A 465-nucleotide genomic window follows, 5' to 3' on the forward strand; every position below is an offset into this window, starting at 1 on the left:
TATTAATATTTAACTAATCGCTCTATTTTTAATCACGCAAACGGTTTCGTATTGATGAACATTGCTCTATAATGGGCGCCGGTTTCCCTGCTTTCGTGATCAGGGCTGGCGTTTAAAAGAGAGAATTGAAGACTATGGAAATTTTGCGTGGCTCACCGGCACTATCAGCATTTCGTATTACCCGCCTTTTGGCGCTGTTTGCTGAAAAACAGCTCCCAGTAACGGATATCTATGCTGAATATATGCATTTTGCTGAGCTATCAGCCCCATTAAGTGGCAGTGAGCAAGGTAAGCTGAGTAGTTTATTAAAATATGGTCCTTCTCTAGCTGAGCATGAGCCATTTGGAAAATTAATTTTAGTCACTCCACGCCCAGGAACTATCTCTCCTTGGTCTTCTAAAGCCACAGACATTGCCCATAACTGCGGTTTAACACAAGTTAAACGTATTGAACGCGGCGTTGCTT

1 protein-coding gene is annotated in these 465 nt (G+C 42.4%); it reads left to right on the forward strand.

The features are described from left to right. Positions 1-134 precede the first annotated feature (134 nt). Positions 135-465 (forward strand): hypothetical protein (locus tag RNC47_RS36625; RefSeq protein ID WP_311605182.1); only part of this gene is annotated, 331 nt, incomplete at its 3' end.

Source organism: Streptomyces millisiae (genome assembly GCF_031845425.1).
GTDB classification, from domain to species: Bacteria; Actinomycetota; Actinomycetes; order Streptomycetales; family Streptomycetaceae; genus Streptomyces; species Streptomyces millisiae.